This window comes from Candidatus Thiodictyon syntrophicum, from assembly GCF_002813775.1.
In the GTDB taxonomy this organism is placed as follows: Bacteria; Pseudomonadota; Gammaproteobacteria; order Chromatiales; family Chromatiaceae; genus Thiodictyon; species Thiodictyon syntrophicum.
Genome location: NZ_CP020370.1, coordinates 437,281 through 456,760, shown reverse-complemented (window position 1 = coordinate 456,760; position 19,480 = coordinate 437,281). Strand labels below are relative to the sequence as shown.

The 19,480-nt window shown below is 65.9% G+C and carries 12 protein-coding genes; 7 read left to right on the top strand and 5 right to left on the bottom strand.

Translation table 11 applies throughout. The features are described from left to right. The first annotated feature begins 48 nt into the window (after positions 1-48). From THSYN_RS01985 to THSYN_RS01975, 3 genes are read left to right on the top strand one after another with little or no spacing between them, the layout of a single operon-like run. Complete coding sequence (locus THSYN_RS01985) at positions 49-1,233, top strand: ISAs1 family transposase (protein ID WP_100917659.1); 1,185 nt, start codon at positions 49-51, stop codon at positions 1,231-1,233. Beyond that, positions 1,233-2,141 carry a PAS domain-containing protein gene (locus THSYN_RS01980; protein ID WP_100917658.1) on the top strand — a complete coding sequence of 303 codons (909 nt, stop codon included), beginning with the start codon at positions 1,233-1,235 and terminating at the stop codon, positions 2,139-2,141. The genes THSYN_RS01985 and THSYN_RS01980 overlap by 1 nt, the downstream gene beginning before the upstream one ends. After that, positions 2,138-4,087 (top strand): diguanylate cyclase, encoded by a 1,950-nt coding sequence (locus THSYN_RS01975; RefSeq protein ID WP_100917657.1) that lies wholly within the window; start codon positions 2,138-2,140, stop codon positions 4,085-4,087. The genes THSYN_RS01980 and THSYN_RS01975 overlap by 4 nt, the downstream gene beginning before the upstream one ends. A 656-nt stretch (positions 4,088-4,743) precedes the next feature. Here the strand turns inward: THSYN_RS01975 and THSYN_RS01970 are convergent. Together THSYN_RS01970 and tviB are read right to left on the bottom strand one after the other, a co-directional pair. Beyond that, on the bottom strand, positions 4,744-5,751 hold the full coding sequence (locus tag THSYN_RS01970) for an NAD-dependent epimerase (RefSeq protein WP_100917656.1): 1,008 nt from the start codon (positions 5,749-5,751) through the stop codon (positions 4,744-4,746). Between the two features lie 21 nt (positions 5,752-5,772). Continuing rightward, positions 5,773-7,059 carry a Vi polysaccharide biosynthesis UDP-N-acetylglucosamine C-6 dehydrogenase TviB gene (tviB, locus tag THSYN_RS01965; RefSeq protein WP_100917655.1) on the bottom strand — a complete coding sequence of 429 codons (1,287 nt, stop codon included), beginning with the start codon at positions 7,057-7,059 and terminating at the stop codon, positions 5,773-5,775. A gap of 438 nt (positions 7,060-7,497) precedes the next feature. Here tviB and THSYN_RS01960 point away from each other — a divergent pair, with 438 nt between their 5' ends. From THSYN_RS01960 to prsT, 4 genes are read left to right on the top strand one after another with little or no spacing between them, the layout of a single operon-like run. Then, complete coding sequence (locus tag THSYN_RS01960) at positions 7,498-8,871, top strand: TIGR03013 family XrtA/PEP-CTERM system glycosyltransferase (protein ID WP_100917654.1); 1,374 nt, start codon at positions 7,498-7,500, stop codon at positions 8,869-8,871. Between the two features lie 5 nt (positions 8,872-8,876). After that, positions 8,877-11,003, top strand: a complete 2,127-nt coding sequence (prsK, locus tag THSYN_RS01955) for an XrtA/PEP-CTERM system histidine kinase PrsK (RefSeq protein ID WP_100917653.1) — start codon at positions 8,877-8,879, stop codon at positions 11,001-11,003. A 5-nt stretch (positions 11,004-11,008) separates the two neighbouring features. Further along, positions 11,009-12,364, top strand: a complete 1,356-nt coding sequence (gene prsR, locus THSYN_RS01950) for a PEP-CTERM-box response regulator transcription factor (protein WP_100917652.1) — start codon at positions 11,009-11,011, stop codon at positions 12,362-12,364. A 14-nt stretch (positions 12,365-12,378) separates the two neighbouring features. Next, on the top strand, positions 12,379-15,153 hold the full coding sequence (prsT, locus tag THSYN_RS01945) for an XrtA/PEP-CTERM system TPR-repeat protein PrsT (RefSeq protein WP_100917651.1): 2,775 nt from the start codon (positions 12,379-12,381) through the stop codon (positions 15,151-15,153). 297 nt (positions 15,154-15,450) lie between these two features. On the opposite strand, the gene THSYN_RS01940 is transcribed toward prsT, so the two are convergent. From THSYN_RS01940 to THSYN_RS01930, 3 genes are all read right to left on the bottom strand, one after another. Next, a complete protein-coding gene (locus THSYN_RS01940) occupies positions 15,451-16,005 on the bottom strand; it encodes a DUF6812 domain-containing protein (RefSeq protein WP_100917650.1) in 555 nt (184 codons plus the stop codon). A gap of 236 nt (positions 16,006-16,241) precedes the next feature. Beyond that, positions 16,242-17,126, bottom strand: a complete 885-nt coding sequence (gene nadC / locus THSYN_RS01935) for a carboxylating nicotinate-nucleotide diphosphorylase (RefSeq protein ID WP_100922259.1) — start codon at positions 17,124-17,126, stop codon at positions 16,242-16,244. 61 nt (positions 17,127-17,187) lie between these two features. Beyond that, positions 17,188-19,353 carry a DUF1631 family protein gene (locus tag THSYN_RS01930; protein WP_157817394.1) on the bottom strand — a complete coding sequence of 722 codons (2,166 nt, stop codon included), beginning with the start codon at positions 19,351-19,353 and terminating at the stop codon, positions 17,188-17,190. Positions 19,354-19,480 lie beyond the last annotated feature (127 nt).

Genomic DNA, 19,480 nt, shown 5'->3' with positions numbered 1-19,480 from the left:
GGATCACGTGACAATCCACTGACTTTTCTGTCTTGTGGAGTGGCGACGATGTGCGAAACAACCCTGGATCGGTCGCTGGCCGGGCATTTTTCCGCGCTGGAAGACCCGCGCTGCCCGATCAAGCGCCACCACAACCTGATCGACATGATCGTCATCGCCATTGCGGCAACGCTCTGCGGCGCGGACGGCTGGGTGGCCATCGCGCAGTTCGGACGCACGAAACGGCCGTGGTTTGCGCAGTTTCTGGAGTTGCCCAAGGGCATCCCGGCCCACGACACGTTCGGGCGGGTGTTCGGGTTGCTGGCGCCGGAAGCATTCGAGACGTGCTTTCGCGCTTGGGTGGCGTCGATTCGTGAAGTGATCCCCGGCGAGATCATCGCCATCGACGGCAAGACGCTGCGCCGCTCCCACGATCGGGCCAAGGGTCTGGCCGCGCTGCACGTGGTCAGCGCGTGGGCGACGGCCAACCGCGTCGTCCTTGGGCAAGTCGCCACCGACGCGAAGTCCAACGAGATCACGGCGATCCCGCAGTTGCTGGCGTTGCTGCGTCTCCAAGGCTGCATCGTCACCATTGATGCAATGGGCTGTCAGACCAAGATCGCCGAGCAGATCATCGAGCAGGGGGCCGACTACGTGCTGGCGCTCAAGGGCAACCAGGGCACGCTGGCCACCGAAGTCGAGGAGGCGTTTATCGATGCCGACGCGCGGGATTACGCGGGGGTCGACACGCAGATGCACGAAACCCACGAGCATGGCCATGGACGGGTGGAGACCCGCCGCTACCGGACCTTGGGTGATCTCTCCGGCGTACCGCGCAGCGCCCTGTGGAAGGGCATGAACATGATCGGCATGGTCGAGTCGCAGCGCGAAGTCGCTGGCAAGATCACCCGCGAAACTCGCTTCTACATCGGCAGTATCGCCACCGACGTGGCCCGCTTCGCCCGTGCCGTGCGTGATCACTGGGGCGTGGAGAACGATCTGCATTGGAGTCTCGATGTGGCCTTCCGCGAGGATGACTGCCGCGTGCGCGAACCGGGCGCCCGCGAGAACCTGGCCGTACTGCGCCACATCGCGCTGACGCGGCTGAAGAACGACAACACCAAGCTCGGCATCAAGAACAAACGCTTGAAGGCCGGTTGGGATGAACGCTACTTGACGAAGCTGCTTTTTGAAGCACCGGATGCCAAGCCAAAAACACGTGTATCAGATTCTCCGAATATTAGTGTAGCGTGATGCGATTGCCCTGGGACCTGACCGTTCAACCGCTGGCCGAGCCGGCGGTGCTCCGGGGGATGGTGTTGATCGTATTCACGGAGGTTCACACCGCACCGGCGCCGGGCGCGCCGGCCGCGGGCGACGCCCGCCAGGCCGAGATGGCCCAGGAACTGCTGCGCTCCCGCGAGGAATTGCAGACCACGCGCGAGGAGATGCAGACCTCACAGGAGGAACTGCGCTCCGCCAACGAGGAACTCCAATCCACCAACGAGGAATTGCAAAGCACCAACGAGGAATTGACCACCTCCAAGGAGGAGATGCAGTCGATGAACGAGGAACTGCAGACGGTCAACCACGAACTCCAGGCCAGGGTAGAGGCCCTGTCGCGGGTCAGCGACGACCTGACCAATCTGCTCAACAGTACCGATATCGCGACCCTGTTTCTGGACAACCAACTCCACGTCAGGCGCTTCACTACCGAGATCAGCAGCATCTTCAAACTGATCCCGGGCGACGTCGGCCGCCCCATCAGCGACCTGGTGAGCAGCCTGGACTATCCCGGTTTGATCGCGGACAGCCGCGAGGTGCTGCGCTCGCTGGTCTTTCATGAGCAACAGGCCCCGACCCATGACGGGCGCTGGTTTGGGGTGCGCATCATCCCCTACCGCACCCAGGACAACCGGATCGATGGCGTGGTGGTCACCTTTGTCGATATCAGCGACGCCAAGTCACTGGAGGCGAAGATGGGCGAGGCCATGTCGGTCTTGCGGGGCCGCGTCGCCGACCAGGACGCCGAGTTGGAGGCGGCTAGGCAGCGGGAAGGCGAACTGCGGACCGCGCGGTCGCTTCTGGAACAGCGCCTCGCGGAGCGGACGGAGGGACTGCCCGCGGCCCGTGCCGATGGGTCGGCGGGGCAGGAACCATGAACCATGACCGCGATGCCGCCGCACTGCGCCGCCAGGCGGAAGAGCGCCTGCGCCAACGCACGCCGGGCGGGGAGGCCCTAGGGTCAACCGATGACACACGGCGCCTGCTGCTCGAGCTGCAAGTCCACCAGATCGAGTTGGAGATGCAGAACGAGCAGTTGCGCGAATCGCAGGCGCAGTTGGAAGCGGCAACGCAACGCTATATGGAACTCTATGACTTCGCGCCCGTGGGCTATTTTACGCTGGACCCGCGGGGCACCATGACCGACCTGAACCTGACCGCGGCACGCCTGCTGGGTTATGAACGCGCCCGCCTGCAGGACAAGCGCTTCGGGACCTTCGTGGCCGAGCGGCATCGTCCCACCTTCAACTCACTGCTGGAGCGGGTCTTTGCCTCCGAGTCCAAGCACCACTGTCGGATCGAACTGGCGAGCGGCGACCAACCGGCGCTAACCGTCGACATCGAGGCCCTGCGGGCGGCCGATGGACGGTCCGCTCGCGCGATCCTGCTCGACATCACCGAGCGCGTGCGGATGGAACAGGCGCTGGCGCAGGCGCGCGAGGCGGCCATCCGGTTCGAGGTCGACCAGCGGTTTGGCGCCCTGGCCCACCAGGACATCGCCGGCCTGACCGAGACCGATGCCGCCGGACGCCTGACCTTCGTCAATGACCGCTTCTGTACCATGGTCGGGCGCACGAGCGAGCAACTGCTGTCGCTGCGGATGCAGGACATCACGCACCCAGACGACCGGGCGCGCAGCGATGAACTGTACCAACGCCTGCTCTGCGGCGGACGCAGTTACATGATCGATCAGCGCTATGTGCACGCCGATGGACGGACGGTGTGGGCGAGCGTGGCCGTATCGGTGCTCCGGGACGCCGCCGGCCAGGCGTCGAATTACGTGGCGGTGGTGCTGGACATCACTGAACAGCGGCGACAGGAGGAGCAATTGCGCCAGGCGCACGACCTGCTGGCGATGGCCGAACGCGCGGCCGGGGCGGGCGCCTGGGACTGGGACATGGTCAATGACCGGCTGCATTGGTCGGACGCGCTCTTTCGGCTCTTCGGTTTGGACCCCTCAATCAATCAGGCGAGTCTGGACACCTGGCGCGCCGCGATGCAACCCGACGACTGGCCGCCGACCGAACGCGCAATGACCGAGTCCATCCGTGAGCGGCGGCCCTTTACGATAACCTACCGCATCCCGCTGCCCACGGGCGCGATCCGCTGGCTCGATGCCTATGGTCAGGTGACTTACGACGAGGCGTCCGGTGCCCCGCTGCGCTTTTCGGGCATCAGTGTCGACGTGACCGCGCGCCGGCAGACGGAAGACGATCTACGCGACAGTGAGCAGCGCTTCCGCACGCTCAATGCCGAACTGGAGGAAAAGGTGGCGGCGCGCACCGCCGAATTGGCGCTGGCCAATGAGGAGTTACGCCATCTTGCCCGGCATGACGCGCTGACCGGGCTGCACAACCGCTTGGCCGCCAATGAGCGCCTGCGCAGCGAATTCGTGGCCATGAAGCGCTCAGGCAACCCCTATGCGGTGTTGCTCATGGATATCGATCTGTTCAAGCGCGTCAACGACGCCCATGGCCATGCCGTCGGCGATCAGGTCTTGCAGCGGGTGGCGCAGGCCCTGGAGGCGACGCTGCGCGAAAGCGATTTCGTTGCCCGTTATGGCGGGGAGGAGTTCCTGGCACTGTTGCCCGCCACCGGACTCGCCGCCGCCGCCCTGGTGGCCGAGAAGCTGCGCCAGGCGGTCGCGTCCACGCCTTACCCCATCGCCGACCCCATTACGCTCAGCCTCGGTGTCGCACTCGCCGACCCGGCACAACCCGATGAGGACGCCGCCCTGCGCGAGGCCGACGACCGGCTCTATGAAGCCAAACGGGCCGGCCGCAACCAGTGGAAGGCCGCCGAGGGGAGCGGGCGATATCGGTAGATATCAATGCCGTTAAGTTAAGCGCTGCCGGCTCCCACGCGCGGGCAGGGAAGCAAGAGCGGGCGCTGCGCGTCCAGTAACCAGACGGGACGCGCAGCGCCCGCACTTGCTCCCACGCGGGAGCGCTCCAAGCACCATCCAGGGCGTTGCCTGCGGCGGGACGGGGCATTCGCCCCGTCCCCAACGTTTATTCCGACGCCGATCGTTGGCACTAGCCCGCAGGTGCGGAGAAAACGTTTCGGACGGGGCGAATGCCCCGTCCGGCCCGGGAAGGGTGTACCCGCGGCGGGACGGGGCATTCGCCCCGTCCCCAACGTTTATTCCGACGCCGATCGTTGGCACTAGCCCGCAGGTGCGGAGAAAACGTTTCGGACGGGGCGAATGCCCCGTCCGGCCCGGGAAGGGTGTATCTGCAATCGCGGCGATCACAAGCCCCGAAGGGGCGCGATCTACCAGCCCAGGGCAACGCCCTGGGTGCTCTGTTGTATCTGGTCTTAGCCCTGAAAGGGCGTGACATGGGCGGGCCATGGAATCTGTGTGCGTTTCGGCGCTGATCACCTGGGGTCATACAGCCCTCGGACGTGATAGCCGGACGTAGGGGCGGGTTTCAAACCCGCCCCTACACCAAGGGCCTGTCCGGATGTCAGGTGCGAAGGCTATATCTTGTAGAACCCGCGATACCAGTCGACGAAGCGGGCCACGCCATCGGCGACGCTGGTGCGCGGTTGGTAGCCGATGTCGCGTACCAGTTCACTCACGTCGGCGTAGGTGTCGGGAACATCCCCGGGTTGCAGCGGCAGCAGGTTCAATTGCGCCTTCAGACCCAGGCTGGTTTCGAGTACGGCGATGTACTCCATCAATTCCACCGGGTTGTTGTTGCCGATATTATATAGCCGATAGGGGGCACGGCTGGTGGCGGCATCCGGGGCCGCACTTGACCAGTCGGGGTTGCCCGCGGCGGGGCGGTCCAGGACCCGGATCACGCCCTCCACGATGTCGTCGATATAGGTGAAGTCCCGCCGGTGGCGGCCGTAATTGAAGACGTCGATGGGCTCACCGGCGATGATCGCCCGGGTGAATTTGAAAAGCGCCATGTCCGGGCGACCCCAGGGACCGTAGACCGTAAAGAACCGCAGTCCGGTGGTCGGCAGCCCATAGAGATGGCTGTAGGTATGGGCCATCAGTTCGTTGGCCTTCTTGCTCGCGGCGTAGAGGCTCACCGGATGATCCACGTTATGGTGGACCGAGAAGGGCATGGTGGTGTTGGCGCCGTAGACTGAACTGCTGGACGCATACACCAGGTGCTCGACGCCGGTATGGCGGCAGGCCTCCAGGACATTGGCGAAGCCGACCAGATTGGTGGCGACATAGGCCAGCGGATTCTCGATCGAATAGCGCACGCCGGCCTGGGCCGCGAGATTCACCACCCGCTCGGGTCCATAGGTGTCGAAGACCCCGCGCAGGACCTCGCCGTGCTCGATATCCACCCGCAGGTCAGTATAGGCCGGGTGGCCGGTAAGGAGGGCCAGACGCGCCTCTTTCAGGGCTACGTCATAGTAGTCGTTCAGGTTGTCGACCCCGATGACCTGATCCCCGCGCTCCAAGAGGCGCAGGGACAGGGCAGCGCCGATAAAACCCGCGGCTCCGGTGACTAATACTCTCATTGGGGGTGCCTCGGCAGCGCTTCACAAACGGCCATCGACCTGCTCCTTGGGAAACATCTGTTTGACATCGTAGAGCACCGCGGCGGGCTTGCCGAAGCCGCGGATCTGCGCCACGCCCAGGTCACGGAACTGGCGGTGGGCGACGGCCAGGATGATCGCATCATAGAACGCCGTCGGCGGCTCGGCGATGACCTCGATCCCATATTCGTGGCGGGCCTCGGCCGGATTGACCCAGGGGTCGTGGACGTCGCAGACGATCCCGTATTCCTTGAATTCGGCAACGATATCGACCACCCGGGTGTTGCGCAGGTCCGGACAGTTCTCTTTGAAGGTCAGTCCCAGGATCAGCACGCGCGCCGCCGCCGACAGGCAGCCGCGCCGGGTCATGAGTTTGATGACCTGCTTGACCACATAGGCGCCCATGCTGTCGTTGAGCCGCCGGCCGGCCAGGATGATCTCCGGGTGGTAGCCGATGGCCTGGGCCTTATGGGTCAGGTAATAGGGATCGACGCCGATACAGTGTCCACCCACCAGGCCGGGACGAAACGGCAGGAAGTTCCACTTGCTCCCGGCGGCCTCCAGGACCTCTTGGGTATCGAGTCCGAGCCGGTGAAAGATCAACGCCAGTTCGTTGATCAGGGCGATGTTCACATCGCGCTGGGTGTTTTCGATGACCTTGGCCGCCTCGGCCACGCGGATGCTGCTGGCCAGATGGGTGCCCGCGGTGATGATCGAGCGATAGAGCGAGTCGATGAGGGCCGCCGTCTGCGGGGTCGAGCCGGAGGTGATCTTCCTGATCGTCGTGAGTCGGTGCTCCTTGTCGCCCGGGTTGATCCGCTCGGGGCTGTAACCGACATAAAAATCCTGATTGTACTTGAGCCCGGAGACCTCTTCGATGAGGGGGACGCAGACCTCCTCGGTCGCGCCGGGGTAGACCGTCGACTCGTAGACCACGACCTCGCCGGCCCGGATGACGCCGCCGAGCATCCGGCTGGCGGATTGCAGCGGCCGCAGGTCGGGTGACTTGTGGGCATCGATGGGGGTCGGGACCGTCACGATGTAGAGGTTGCAGTCGGCGAGGCCCGCGGGCGACCCGGTGTAGCTCAAGTGGGTCGCGCCCCGCAAGTCGTCCGGCTCGACCTCGCGCGAGCTGTCGCGCCCCGCGCGCAGTTCGGCGACGCGCGCCGCGTTGATATCAAAGCCGATCGTTGGATAGTGCTTGCCGAATTCGACCGCCAGCGGCAGCCCCACATAGCCGAGACCGACGACGCCGACGCGGGCGTTGTGCAGATTCACATCAAGGGTCATGAGCCGATGCCTCAGGCGATTCCCGCGTGCCGGCGCCGGGAGCGGGAGTGGGAGTGGGCTGGTATAACGGCCGGCATGTTACCAGCGTGCCGCGGTTGGTGCGACCGTGCCGGCCCGCCGCGCGGCGCGCCCGCCGACCCCCGCCCCGCCCCGCCCGGCCCCGGTCGCTAGTGTGTTACGATTAGGTCCTGAATCGGTCCTGCCAGGGAGCGTCGTCGACCCCCGCGTCGGCCACCCCGCACGCGGCGAGCGGTCGGGCGCAGTCACGACAAACCTCTAAATTCAGTTCTGTTTTTCGCCGCTTGGGTGATCGCCGCAGGCGCTCGCGGCAGATTACGAACCCGCGGGACCCGCACGGGGGCACCATTGCTGCCGCGCTGCCCCGACCACCATCACGGGCCGCGCCGGTGGGCCAGGCCTAACAACGCTGGAACGAATGTGTCGAGAACCTACGTCTACCTCGGAGTGGTTGAGGCGATCGTCTTTTTCCTCGCCTCGCAGTTGGGTGTCTACGCGCGTTTCGGCAGCGCCCTGCCCACCGAGGTCCCACTCGTCTTTTTTCTCGCCACCGGGCTCTTTTTCACCCTCTGCATGAGCCTCGCCATGATTTCCATGGGGCTGTACCAGCGCGACGCCCAGGAACAGGAGGCGGCCTTCGTGGTGCGGATCGGCCTGGCCTTCGTCCTCGGCCTGGCCCTGCTCTCGGTCGGTTTTTTCGCCGTCCCCTTCCTGTTTATGGGACGCGGGGTCCTCGGACTGGGGCTCGTCTTTTCCTTCATCGGCATCAGTGTGGTGCGCGAACTGTTCGCACGCCTGGTCAACATTGAGTCGCGTCGCCGCCGCGTCCTGGTGTTGGGGGCCGGTGTCAATGCCTACAGCATTGCCGAGGTCGTCGCCCGGGGCGGTCCCCTGGGCTTCCTGGTGGTGGGATACGTGCCCCTGCCCCGCAGCCACGACATGCTCGACGGCGCCCAACTGCTGCGCTCGGATCGGCCCCTGGTTGAGCTTGCCATCGAGTATGGTGTCGATGAGGTGGTGGTTGCGGCCGACGACCGGCGCGGGAAATTGCCGGTGGATGATCTGGTCGACTGCAAGTTGAGCGGCTTCGAGGTGCTGGACCTGCTCTCCTTTTTTGAAAAGGAACTCCAGATCATCAAGATCGACCTGCTGCATCCGAGTTGGATCTTCTTCTCCCCGCGGGGATTTCGTATGGGTGCCGCGGCGCGGCTCAGCAAGCGCTTGTTCGACCTGGCGGCCGCGGCCGTGATGTTGGTCGTGGCCGGCCCCCTGATGGTGTTGGTCGCGGCCGCCAGCCTGATCGAGTCGCGGGGGCGCGACCCCATCCTTTACCATCAGGTGCGGGTGGGGCAGCACGGCACCCTGTTTCATGTCCATAAGTTCCGGAGCATGCGGGTCGATGCCGAGGCCGATGGGGTGGCGCGTTGGGCCGCCAAGAACGATTCCCGCGTCACCGCCTTAGGCTCGTTCATGCGCAAGACCCGCCTCGATGAATTACCCCAAATCTTCAATGTCCTCAAGGGCCAAATGAGTCTGGTCGGGCCCCGCCCCGAACGTCCCGAGTTCGTGCAGCGGCTCGCGGCCAGTATCCCCTATTACTCCGAGCGTCATCGCGTCAAACCCGGGGTCACCGGTTGGGCGCAGCTCCTGTATTCCTACGGGTCCGATGACGAGGACGCCAGACGCAAACTGGAATATGACCTCTACTACGTCAAGCACGCCGGCCTGATCCTGGATCTGGTGATCCTGCTCCAGACCGTCGAGGTCGTCGTCTTCGGCAAGGGGGCGCGCTGATCCCCATGCCCGCGGCGCACGCCCTGACCAGTACCGGCCTCGTCGGCGTTTTCGGGTACGGATTGTGCGCAGCACTGTTCGCGCTCTTGGGCGTCGTCCTGCTGACCGGCTGGCGTGGCCGCCTGCAGGGCGGCCTGCTGGTCTTCGCGGTCCTTGCCAGCATGCTGTGGGCAGGCGTGCTCGCCGTTCAAGCGGCCTGGCAGAGCATCCCGGTGCAATGGATCTGGGGTTCGGAGGCGGTGCGTAACCTCGCCTGGATCCTGTTTCTGATCCGGCTGCTGGAGCTTCAGGCGGGGGGGCGGGGGCCCCGCGGTCGGCGCCTGGGGCAGGCGCGGCTGGCGGCCCTGCTGTTGACCCTGATCCTGGTCTTACCGCCGACGCAGCTCTGGTGGGCGCTGCCGCCCGGCGTCGAGTCGCAGTTGGCGTCGCTGCGGCTGATCCTGCGTTTGCTGACCGCGATCGGCGGGTTGGTGCTCGTCGAGCAGGTGTTCCGCAATACACCCTGGCAACACCGGTGGGGGGTCAAATTCCTGTGCCTGGGCGTCGGCGGGCTATTCGCGTTCGACTTCTTTCTGTTTGCGGACGCGCTGCTGTTTCAACGCCTGGATATGGACCTCTGGGCGGCCCGGGGTGCGGTCAGCGCCCTGGCGGCCCCGCTGATCGGTGTCTCGGCGGCGCGCAATCCCCAGTGGTCCTTCGACCTCTTCGTCTCCCGCAAGGTCGTCTTTCATTCCACCGCGCTGTTCGCGGCCGGGGTCTATCTGCTCGTCATGTCGCTCGTCGGGTACTACATCCGCTACTATGGCGGCGAGTGGAGTTCGGTGATCCAGACCGTGTTTTTCTTTGGGGCCGGCATGGTTCTGGTCGTGCTGCTGTTCTCCGGGCACCTGCGGTCACGACTCAAGGTCCTGGTCAACAAGCATTTCTTCAATTACCGCTACGACTATCGGGAGGAGTGGCTGCATCTGATCGATGTGCTGTCCGGGCGGGTGCTTCAGGCCTGCCTGCCGGAGCGGGTCATCTTCGCCCTGGGCGAACTCGTCGACAGCCCCGGCGGCATCCTCTGGCTGCGCAACGAGGGCGGACACTACGAGCATGCGCGAGTCTGGAATCTGGCGGAGGACACGCTCGACAAGGCCACCGATTTCACCAAACTCACCGACTTCCTGACGCACCGCCACTGGGTGATCAACCTGACCGACCTGCGCCGCGATCCCGATGCCTATGACGCGCTCGAGCTGCCTCCCGCGGTCTACGCCGATGACCGACTGTGGTTGATCGTGCCGCTGCGACACGACGATGAACTCATGGGCTTCGTCATACTGGCGCGCTCACGCGCCGCGCAAGTGGTCAATTGGGAAGTCATGGATATGCTCAAGACCGCGGCGCGCCAGGCCTCGAGCTATCTGGCGCTGGACCGGGCGGCCCGCGCCCTGGCCGACGCGCGCCAGTTCGAGGGTTTCAACCGCTTGTCGGCGTTCGTGGTCCATGACCTCAAGAACCTGATTGCGCAGCTCTCCCTGGTCGCGAAGAATGCCGAGCGGCACCGCCACAACCCGGCCTTCGTGGATGACGCAATCGCGACCATCAAGAACTCGGTAGACAAGATGAATCGGCTGCTTGGGCAGTTACGCGGCCCGATCGCGAGCGCGGCCGGCGTCGGCGTGGATCTGCGCGCGATCGTCGCGGAGGTGGTGCGCACCCGTGCGGCCCAGGAACCGGCCCCGGTCCTGGAGCCGGCGCTCACGACGCCCCTGCGCGTGCGGGCCGACCCCGATCGCCTGGCGGCCGTGATCTCCCACATCGTGCAGAACGCCCAGGAGGCAACGCCGCGCGACGGTCGGGTGGTCGTACACCTTGGTCGGAGCGCGGGTCAGGCGGTGATCGAGGTGCGCGACACCGGCGTCGGCATGGATGCGGACTTCGTGCGCGAACGGCTGTTCAAGCCGTTCGACTCCACCAAGGGGCTCACCGGGATGGGGGTCGGGGCCTATGAGACCCGTGAATTCGTGGCTTCCATGGGCGGGCGCGTGGTGGTGGACAGCGTCCCGGGGCACGGCACCGTTTTCCGCTTGTTTGTTCCGATCGAGGTGTCCCCGGCCCCCGCCGGGCTCACCATGGCCGCGGGTTGATGAGGATGAACGAGAAGAATAACCGGCTGTTGATCGTCGAGGACGACCCCGGGCTGCAGGGACAACTGCGCTGGAGCTTCGACGGTTTCGAGATCGCGGTGGCGAGCGAGCGCGAGACCGCCCTGGCGGAGGTGCGGCGCTTCGAGCCGGGGGTGGTGACGCTGGACCTGGGGCTGCCGCCGGACCCCGGCGGCACCAGCGAGGGTTTTCACACCCTGGAGGAGATCCTCACCATCGCCCCGACCATCAAGGTCATCGTCGTGACCGGTCATGACGATCGGTGCAACGCGGTCCGCGCCATCGGCATGGGCGCCTACGACTTCTTCGAGAAGCCCATCGACCCGGAGATCCTGACCTTGGCGGTCGAGCGGGCCGGGCGCCTGAACTGGCTGGAGGCGGAGAACCGCAAGCTGTCGTCGGCGGCCTCGACCTCGCCGTTTCGCGATCTGATCGCCGCGAGCCCCGAGATGCTCAAGGTCTGCCGCACGGTGGAGAAACTCGGACCGACCGACGCGACCACCCTGATCCTGGGCGAGAGCGGCACCGGCAAGGAGGTGCTGGTACGGATGCTGCATTCATTGAGCGGCCGGGCCGACAAGAAATTGGTGGCGATCAACTGTGCCGCCATCCCCGAGAACCTGCTCGAGAGTGAGTTGTTCGGCTACGAGAAGGGCGCCTTCACCGGTGCGCTCAAGAGCACCCTGGGCAAGATCGAACTTGCCGACGGGGGGCTCCTGTTTCTGGACGAAATCGGCGACCTGCCCCTGGCGCTCCAGTCCAAGCTGCTGCGGTTTCTGCAAGAGCGGGTGATCGAGCGGGTCGGTGGCCGCAAGGAGATCCCGGTGGACGTGCGGGTCGTGTGCGCGACTCACCAGGACTTGAAGGCCCTGATCAGGGCCGGCCGCTTCCGGGAGGACCTCTTCTATCGCGTCAACGAGACCACCATCGTGGTGCCGCCGCTGCGCGAGCGCCACGGCGACACGGTCGTCCTGGCGCGGGCGTTCCTGCGCCGCTTCGCCGAACAACATAAGCGCCCGATCCGGGACTTCACCGCCAACGCCTTGCGGCTCATCGAGCAGTACCCCTGGCCGGGCAATGTCCGGGAGTTGGAGAACCGGATCAAACGGGCCGTGATCATGGCTGACGGTACTGAGATCGGCCCCGCGGACCTGGATCTGGATGACACTGAAGTCCCGCAGGAGCCCTTCAATCTGCGCGAGGTCCGCGAGTTGGCCGAGCAGCGGGCGATCCAGCGGGCCCTGATCTTTACCGACAATAATGTGTCCCGCACCGCGGACCTCTTGGGTGTGACGCGCCCAACCCTCTACAACCTGATGAAAAAACACAACCTATCCGATTGAACGAGGTAACTGGTATGGCTTCCGGACGGATCAGCGCACGTACACTGACTGCTACCCTGGCCCTGTTGGCGGGTCTTGCGGGCACCTCAATCCTGGCCTCGGAGGCCACCGACAAGGCGAGCACCTTCCTTGAACAGGGCGATTTGCGCGCGGCGACCATCGAGTTGAAGAACGCGCTGCAGAAGAACCCGAACGACGCGACCGCACGCCTGCTGCTCGCACGGCTCTACCTGCGCATCGGTAACGGTGCAGCGGCCGAGAAGGAGATCCGCAGCGCGATCGACCTGGGGGTGGAGGCCTCCCTGTGGCGGCTCGACTTCGTCGAGGCCCTGATCGCCCAAGGCAAGTTCGACGACGCCGTGCAGCGCTTGGAGGCGGCCGGCGAACTGCCGGCCGCTGATCAGGCCCGCGCCCTGACGCTGCGCGGTGATGCGGCCCTGGGGCAGAACAAGCCTGACGAGGCGCGCGAGCACTATCAGGCCGCGTCCGCGGCCGACCCCGGCAGCGAACGGGCGGGCCTTGGGCTGTTGCGCGTCGCCTTGAAGGAAGGCGACCAGGCCGCCGCGATCAAGGCCACGGATGCGTTTCTCGAGCGCTTCCCGAATAACACCGAGGCCTTGCTCATGCGCGCCGAGTACCATCGGGCGGAGGGCGAGAACGCGGCGGCCTTGGCCCTGTTCGATCGGGTACTGAGCGCCGAGCCGCAAAACCTGGTGGCGCATTTGGGCCGGGCCACGGCCCTGATCGGCATGAAGGACACGGATGGGGCGCGCAAAGAGCTGACCGCCACCGACCAGATCCAGAAGGACGTACCGATGACCATCTACCTGCGCGGGGTCATCGAGTTCCAGGACAAGAACTGGAAACAGGCGGGCGACTATCTGGACCGGGTCCTGACCGCGGTCCCCGGCCACCTGCAGAGCCAACTCCTGCTTGGCATCATTCGTTACAGTGAGGGGGAGTTGGAAACCGCCGACCAATACCTCTCCAATGTGATCAAGGCGACGCCGGAGAACCTGCAGGCGCGCAAGGTGTTGGCGGCGGCGCGCATCAAGATGCGCGAGCCCGCCCGTGCCATCGAGGTCCTGGAGCCCGTGGTCCAGGGCGCCGACCCCCAGACCATGGCCCTGCTCGGCAGCGCCTACATGCTCCAAGGTGACCTGGAGCGCGGTCAGGAGTGGCTCAACCGGGCCGTCGAAAGCGCTCCCGATGTCGCGGCACTGCGCACCCAACTCGCCCTGACGCTCTTGGCGGGCGGACAAACAAACAAAGCGATCAATGAGTTGCAATCCGCGGTGGACCTGGGCCAGGATATCTTGCAGGCCGATGTCCTGCTGGTCCTGGCCCACCTGAAGAACAAGGATTTCGATGCTGCCCTGGAGGCCAGCAAAGGGCTGGAACAGCGCCGTGCACAGTCGCCCATCCCCTACAATCTGACCGGGCTCGCCTACATGGCCAAGGGCGACCTGCCGAGCGCGCGGGAGCGCTTCGAGAAGGCGCTGCAGGTGGACCCGGCGTTCGTCACCGCCGAGATCAACTTGGCCCGGATCGAGGTGGCCGGCAAGGATCTCGATGCCGCACAGCGTCGGTACGAGACGGTGCTCAAGACCAACCCGAAACACCTGGGGGCCCTGTTGGGTCTCGCCGCCCTGGCCGAGTTGCGCAACGATCCCGAGGCCCTGGTGGCGGCCCTGGAACGCGCCAAAGACGCCAACCCGACGGTGACCCAGCCTGGGCTTCTGCTCACCCGCTTCTACATCACCCGCGGTGATTATCTCAAGGCACTGGCGGTCGCCAACGAACTGGCGACCCGCTTCCCGGACGATGAACCGACGCTCCAGATGCTCGCCCGCGCCCAGACGCTGGGCGGCCAGGTGCCCAATGCGATCCGCTCCTTCGACCAACTCCTGCGCAAGAACCCGCAGGACCCGCAACTGAACTATCTGGCGGGCGGGGCGCGCTGGAAGGACCAGGATCATACGGGGGCGCAGGCGGCCTTCCGGCGCGCCCTGGAGCTGAAACCCGATTTCGTCGATGCCCAGGTGGCGCTGGCCTCGGTATCGCTGGACGCCGGTGACCCGGAGACCGCCATGCAGAGCGCCAAGGCCCTGCAGAAGTCCTACCCGAAATCGGCCGTCGGCTATCGCATCGAGGGCAGTGTCTTTGCCGCCAAACGCGACTTCAAGTCCGCCGCCACGCCCTTCAAGAAGGCCTTTGAACTGGAGAAGACCAGCACCATTGCGCGGCAACTCGCCGATGCCTTGAACCAGAGCGGGAACACGGCCGGGGCGGTCGCGGTACTCACCGGCTGGGCCAAGGACAACCCCAAGGACCTGGAGGCCCAAGCCATGCTCGGGCTCTTCCTGCAGCAGGTGGGGCGCCCGAAGGAGGCCATCACGGTCTATGAGGGCGTGGTGAACAGCGACGCAAAGAAGAATCCGCTGCTCCTCAACAACCTCGCCTGGCTTTACCACAAGGAAGGGAACGCGCGCGCCCAGGCCGTGGCCAAGGAGGCCTACGACCTGGCGCCCAGCCGCCCGGAGATCGCCGACACCTACGGCTGGATACTCTTCACGGCGGGCAAGAAGACGGAGGGTCTGTCGATCCTGCAACAGGCCTATCTGGCCTTCCCGACCCAATCGGAGATCGGTTATCACGTGGCCGTGGCCCTGGACGCCCTGGGACGCAAGGACGAGGCGGTCCAGATCCTACGCAAGGTACTGCGTGACAATCCCAACTCGGATCAGGCCGCGGACGCCGCGGCACTGCTCAAGAAACTGGGGGGATGATGGCTGGTGGTTGGTGGTTCGACGGTTTCCAAACATTCCCGTAGCAGGGCAGTGATGGCGTCGCCCCCCGGTAGGGGATGGGATCTTGCTTCTTGCTTCCGGCCTGGCAAGACGCAAGACCTGCCCCCCCGCACAACACTATCGTTGTCGTTGTCGTTGTCGTGATCGTAATCGGAGAAGCGATGCAGTTTGGCGCGCGTGAGAATCCGGGGCGCTACGATAACCTCGACAACGACAACGACAACGACGCGACTGGCATTTCCTATTCGTTGTTCCCTGACTGCTTGATTTCCGCCATCACGCCGCCGCCGACTCCCGGCGCAAGGAGACGATTTGCCCCTTGTTCACCAACACGAGCGGGCGGGAGGTGAACAGGCGCTCGCCGCGGCCATGCTCGCGACCGACGGTGGCGTCCGTCAGGGGGATGAACTGGGCATCCTCGTTGAGGACGGCGGCGATGCTCTGGCCGGCGGCCAGGTGCAGGTCTCCCGCGACGCAGTAGTCCTGCAACTGTAAGTGCACCCGCACGGCCGACTTGTGCGTAAACGGGTATGGCTTGATGTCGGGTTGCGCGCCGACGCCCCGCGCCAGATTGGGGTCATCGACGGCAACCAACTGGATGCTTGGCTTGCTCACATAGGTCTTGGGGACCTGCGGTGCAGCGACGCCGTTGCCGGACGGAGCGGGGGAGATCTCCAAGAAGGCCCGGTCGCGGGTCGCGCCGAGGCGGGGCCCGCCATTCAACAGATCGAGCAGCCGCATCTCTTTCGGGCACTGCACATACCCGCTCAACACCTGGGTCGAGGTGAAGAAATGCAGCGCACTGCTGTGGTCTGCCCGATGGTCCTGCACACTCTACCCCATAGGTTGCGGGCTCAAGACCCGAGGCGGTGCGATCGCCCGGCCGCAGGCCGGGCCTGATGTGGATCGCGTCAATATGACTATATCCCGGCGCAAGGGCGCCGGGACGGCCGAGGCGCCCGCAGGGTCAGAGTGCCTTACCAACGGTCAGACCCCCGCTAGCCGCGCGTCGAGCGCAGCGGCGCCGACAGCGCGCAGCGCCGACGCGGCGGCGCTTGCGGGAGGATTCAGACAAAGCGCATGGAGAGGTCCACGGCGGTCAGGTCTTTGGTGAGTGCGCCCACCGAGATGCGGTCCACGCCGGTTTCGGCGATGGCCCGCACGGTGTTGAGATCCACGCCGCCGGACGCCTCCAACCGGGCGCGGCCGGCGTTGAGCGCCACCGCCTGGCGCAGCTGATCCAGGCTGAAGTTGTCCAGCAGGATCAGGAGTGCACCGGCGGCCAGGGCCTGCGCCAGTTCCGCCAGGTCCTCGACCTCGATCTGGATGGTAACGCCGGGGTTGGCCGCGCGCGCGGCGTCCAGGGCGGCGGGGATGGAGCCCGCGGCGAGGATGTGATTTTCTTTGAGGAGGATGGCGTCATAGAGGCCGATCCGGTGGTTGTAGCAGCCGCCGCACCGCACAGCGTATTTTTGCTGGATGCGCAGCCCCGGCAGGGTCTTGCGGGTATCCAGCACGCGCACCGGCAGCCCCGCGACGGCCGCGGCGTAGCGGCCGGCCGTGGTGGCGGTCCCGGACAGGGTCTGCAGGTAGTTCATGGCAGTGCGCTCCCCGGTCAGCAGGGCGCGTGTGGGTCCGGTGAGGACGCACAGGCGTTGACCGGCACGAATCGGCTCACCGTCCTGCGCCTCCCAGTTCACCGCGACCCCGGCCCCGAGCAGCCGAAACACGGCCTCGAACCAGGCGCAGCCGCACAAGAGCGCGGACTCCCGGGTGATCAGCTCGACCCGGGCGCGCTGCTCGGCCGGCAGCAGGGCGGCCGTAAGGTCACCGCTGCCCAAGTCCTCCGCCAGCGCGGCGCGGACCTGGGATTCGATCAGGGCCGCCGCGGGGAGTTGGGCGCGCAGCACCGAGGGGCTCGGGACCGACACGGGCACCGCTTCAGTGTCCATCAGGATCTCCTTCAAGCTCATGGTTATTCTCGAATGGTATCGGAATTTGCGCTCTACGATGCTAAGAAGCCAGCCGCCCCATCACTGAGCGCATGGCGCAGTCTGCCAACTGGTCATGATCGCGACCGAGCAGGATCACCCGCCGACGCATGATCAGCCCTGCCAGTTCCGGGCCGGAGAACTCCGCACCGGGCTGGCCGGCCCGATCGACGAACAGCAGGCGCGCCCCGTCCGGGCTGCGCCAGACGAGCTTGAGCCGGACTCGGGTCGCATCGTCCCGGGTCAGTTCGATCCAGCCTCCCAGGGTAACGGCGGGTGCCGCCGGCCGTACGGGTGCGTCGCCCGACGCGGGCACCGCGGCCACCGCGGGGACGAGAGACGGCCGGGCCGGACGCGTCGGCGCGAACCCCGTGTGCGTATCACCCTGCAGGACGGCCAAGTGCAGGGTTTGCAGATCCCTGAACCAGCGTGCCAATTGGCGCTGGTCGCAGCCGCTGGCGGTGAGCCGCGAGCGCAGCGCGCGCAGGATCTCCGGGATTCGGCGCAGGAGCTGCCGACGCTCCTCGGAGTGAGTCTTTGGTTGCACACTCCACAGGAGCCGGTCGACCAGGTCCAGGACCGCGCGCCAGTCGGGGCTGTCGGCCCCACCGCCCTGGTAGGTGGCGAGCATGACCGGTTGCCAGCCCTGGCGCAGGATGGACTCGACCACCGTCGGGACCTGGGCATAGCGGATCAGGGCGGCCTCCAGTGCCGCCGCCACGGCCTGCTGTGCCGTCCCCTCGGCGGCGGGTCTGACCCCGGCCAGCACCCGCGCCTCGGCCTCCCGGGTGCGCGCCTGGTCGTGGGCGATGTAGGCGACGAAGAACCGGTCCATCTGGGCGAACAGCCGGCAATCACCGTCGAAGTCGAGGATCAGGCGCTCGACGACCCGTTCGATCATCCCGAAGAGGGTCTCCGGGCCACGGCCATCGGCCTCACTCCAGCCCGCCGCGGACTCGCCGATATGGTTGAGCAGTTGCCGGGCCGGGTGCTCGTGCCGGGAAAAAAAACTCTTATCAAGCAATGCGAGTTTGGCGATGGGGAACTGCACCGGCCCGAGCAGGACCTTGATCGGCTCGGGCAGGGCATTGCCCTCGAACAGTTGTTCAAAAAACATGAAGACCAGGTCCAGGGTGTCCTGGTCATTGGGCTCCAGGCTGCGCGGTCGCGCGCCCGGCGACTCCAGCGCGCTGCGCAGGCGTTGGCGCACCTGCAACCCGGCGCTATTCCCAGCGGCCAGGACCGCGGCGCCCAGTTGCGTCAACAGGGCCTGCAACTCGCGGGTCGGGAGCACCAGCGGCGCGGCCGCCGGGGCACCCGCCGGGGAGCGGCGGCGCTCCAAGAGGCCTTGGAGGGTCTCGAACGCGACCGCCGTGGTGTCCTCGACCGACTCCGGGTCCAGGACGATGACCCCGTCCGAATCCTGCAGGATGCGGAAGGCCCCGGGCTCGCCTTGGTCCGTGGCGGGCGCCAGGCGAGCCGCGGCACCCGCCGCGGCTGCGTCGGCGGGGACGTGTCCCGCCGCCAGCGCCGCGTCCAGACAGTTGCGATAAAAGTCCCCCAGGTGGTCCATGACCTGTTTGTCGAAACACTTGTAGATAACAAGCTTTATCTGAGGTTCCAATTGGCGGGCGACCTTGAGTGCGCCGCGAAACGCCTCGCAGACCGCGAAGGGTCCGAACGGGTTGGACCGCATGTCGAGCTGCTCGCGGTCGAGCAGACGCGCCAGAAAGACGTTGACTTCCAGGAGCACGGCGCAGTATCTGGACTCGGCCTTGGAAACCAGGTTGTTGACCGCCAGGGTCTCTTCCAGGTCTGCGTCCTGCGACAGCGACAGGTCCTGGCTCAGCGTCTCGGAGTCCGCATCGCACAGCAGATCACATTCGAGCAGGCCCGCCGCGGCGCTGTCCGCGGTCTGGCGCAGCAGGCGCAGGAAGCTCGCCTGGATGGCCTGGCTTTGTTTGCGGATGATCCGCATCGCCTCGAAATAGACGGGGTAGGGCCGGCTGTTCGTGGCCTTGTCGGCAAGGTCATAGAGGGCATCGTCGAGCCGGATGAACAACACCGCCAACAAGGGGGGCAGGACGCCGCCCAAGACCTGACTGCACCCGGCAATATAGTGGCCGGCGAGCGGTGAAGGGAAGGCACCACGTCCGCGGGGCGGGCACTGTTTTAAGCTGGTCGTCATTGGTTTCGTGGGGACTTCAACCGGAACGGCGTACTGGGGTCCTCGGTCGCGATCACCCTCCATGGTTAGGCTCTTCGTTGCTAAAGGGAAGCAGTTTTTGTGCCTGCGTCCTGGACGGCCCCGGGAG